Below are 2,208 nucleotides of genomic sequence, written 5' to 3' on the forward strand. Positions count from 1 at the left end.
TTGCGTGCGCTTGGCCGTAGCGTGCTAACCTATCGCCGAAGTTTTCAGCTTCATCGACCCCTGTGAACGCCCCTTCCGCCAAGTTGGATTCGTTCACGGGGGTTTTCTTTTTGGCCATGCCCTGGCTCCTTTCCCGTGCCTACAGCATAACGCGCTGCATGCACTTTGTTTCTATGTATCAAGTAAGAAGGCCCCGGCTACCGGCCTTCGGGGGCCCTTCCGCAAGCGGAATCCACCCTGAAGGCCCGGAAGCCGGGGCCTTAGCGTTGAATCAAGAAGCTGCTACGAGCTGCGGCTTTGAGCCTTGCGGAATGAAATAGCCCACCGTCTTGCCAAGGGAATAAACCCCCACAGGGACGCGAATCGTCTTGTTGAGCGCGGCCTGAAACAGGCGAGCGTCCTCGACGTTGAGGGTCACAAGATCGAGCTTGGTGCCGCCGCCCTGGAGCGGGACGTGGCCGAGGATCTGCACCTTGTCCCGAGGGTCGAAGGCCTCCCCGGTTTTCTTCGATGTGCCGCCCGGCTGGACGTACACGTTCGCTACCTGCCCGCAGAGGGTGAACATTGCTTCAGCCATCACTTGGCCTCCCCTTCTACGCGGTCACAAATATCGGCGTAGCCCTTCCAATGGTGGCAACCCGGCTCGCCATTGATGCTTGTGGTTTTGATGCCTTTGGACTCTTCGTAGCGGGTTTGCTCTGCGTCAGCCTCAGCAGCGCATGCGCGTCGGTCTTCAGGGGTGAGCGCGAGGAAAAGCTCACGCACATGCTCAGCAAATAGCTCTCCGCCAAAGGCAGCGGTGCTGCGACCGAAGCGTTTAGCAATGGCAGCCAGCATGCAGGCGTCTTCAGCAGGGAAGTTGAAAGAGACTGTTCGCATTGTGGCCTCACGGAATTCGGCATGGACTTCGTCTTCATAAAGCTCCTCGATGTGGCGCATGAAGGGGGATTTGGCAGGGGTCTTCTTGGTCGTCATGGCTGGCCTATAGATCAGTTATAGGGATTCTATGGAGGCCTGATCGTAATGCTATAGGAATCTTATAGCAACATGAGGACGCGCCGCTGGCGCGAGGATCAAAAGCGGAAAAGCGGAAAAGCACCCTCGCCGGGTGGCATCCCCCGGGCCAGTTCCTGGCCCGGGGTGCTGCCGTAGGGTGGTTGTTCGGGGAGGGTAAAGGGTGCGCTCCGCCCGTGCCTCCGTTCGCCGGGGAGGTGGAGCGCTTCCCCGACGAGCCGGGGGCGCGGCCCTTGACCTGTCAACTTTTGGAGCGGGTTTCAGCCCTTTTGAGAGCGGCCCTTCGTCGCTGCTCGCCCTCGTGCACCAGGACAGCGAACGACTTGGGTTTGGTGGGGGGTTGCGGGGGTCGCCAGCCGGGCAAGTCAGCAGCCGCTCGCGGATCGGCTGGCGTAACCGTGTAACGCGTTTCAGGGTTTTCGGTAACGGCGTTCTCCGTTACCGCTTTGGGGCTTTCACCGGTAAACCGGTACTCACCGCCGAAATACCGGTAGAACCGATCCCAGTAGGGGAGCGAGTCCAGAGGTTCGTCCAGGAGCGACTCGGGGACTTCGACACCACGGAACAGGCCGAAGCTGTTCAGCAGGCGTTTGCCCTTGAGGCGCTGGGCGGCGTGCCAGTTGTCTTCCAGGGAGAGGTCGGAGAACTTCACGGCGTACTTGAAGACCTCCATGAACCCCTCGCTGGGATCGCCTGTGATGGGCCTTACGTCGACGATGAAGCTGTCACCGGTGATCCGGTGCCACTCAGCGCTTAAAACCTCCTGACAGGGCTCAGAGGCCGCCAGAGCGATCATGTGGCAGTGAGGGTGCCACCCGTTGCCCTTGTTCGTCAGTTCGAGCGTGTAGACGGCTCCCTCAGCCTTGCACAGCTCCGTCCAGGGAGCGCGAGCCACGCCAGCGTTGAAATTGCGCCTACGGTCGAGCAGCTTGCGCAGCGACTTCGTGAGGTGGGTTTGACGCTCGTCCAGGTCTTCGCCGTTCTTCACGGTGAGGGTGATCAGGTAGGGGCGCAGATCGGGGCGCTGTTCCTGGATGACCTGCCAGCGGGTCAGGTAGGCACCGAGCGCCTTGGCACCACGCCGGATGGCGCAGAGCGGGCAGACCAGGTGCTGCTTGCAGAACGTCGCGTTGTGCAGCCGTACCTTGCCCACGGTGAAGTACTCCCGGAAGTGCAGGTAGTTTCCGCAGGTGG

The 2,208-nt window shown here is 61.0% G+C and carries 3 protein-coding genes; all 3 read right to left on the minus strand.

Going from position 1 to position 2,208, the window contains the following annotated elements; genetic code table 11:
- Positions 1 to 271: 271 nt before the first annotated feature.
- On the minus strand, positions 272 to 577 hold the full coding sequence (locus tag AB0N03_RS52145) for a hypothetical protein (protein WP_364388957.1): 306 nt from the start codon (positions 575 to 577) through the stop codon (positions 272 to 274).
- Positions 577 to 975: a hypothetical protein gene (locus AB0N03_RS52150; RefSeq protein WP_255849888.1), complete on the minus strand. Its 399-nt coding sequence runs from the start codon at positions 973 to 975 to the stop codon at positions 577 to 579. Before AB0N03_RS52150 ends, AB0N03_RS52145 begins: the two co-directional genes overlap by 1 nt.
- A 280-nt stretch (positions 976 to 1,255) precedes the next feature.
- Positions 1,256 to 2,208: protein rep (locus AB0N03_RS52155; RefSeq protein ID WP_364388959.1), on the minus strand; the 953-nt coding region annotated here is incomplete at its 5' end.

Source organism: Amycolatopsis sp. NPDC051061 (genome assembly GCF_040682935.1).
Taxonomy (GTDB): Bacteria; Actinomycetota; Actinomycetes; order Mycobacteriales; family Pseudonocardiaceae; genus Amycolatopsis.

What these genes read in the sequence shown, in the direction of transcription:
- AB0N03_RS52145 (WP_364388957.1), bottom strand. Translation starts at nt 577, where the DNA reads ATGGCTGAAGCAATGTTCACCCTCTGCGGGCAGGTAGCGAACGTGTAC.
- AB0N03_RS52150 (WP_255849888.1), bottom strand. Translation starts at nt 975, where the DNA reads ATGACGACCAAGAAGACCCCTGCCAAATCCCCCTTCATGCGCCACATC.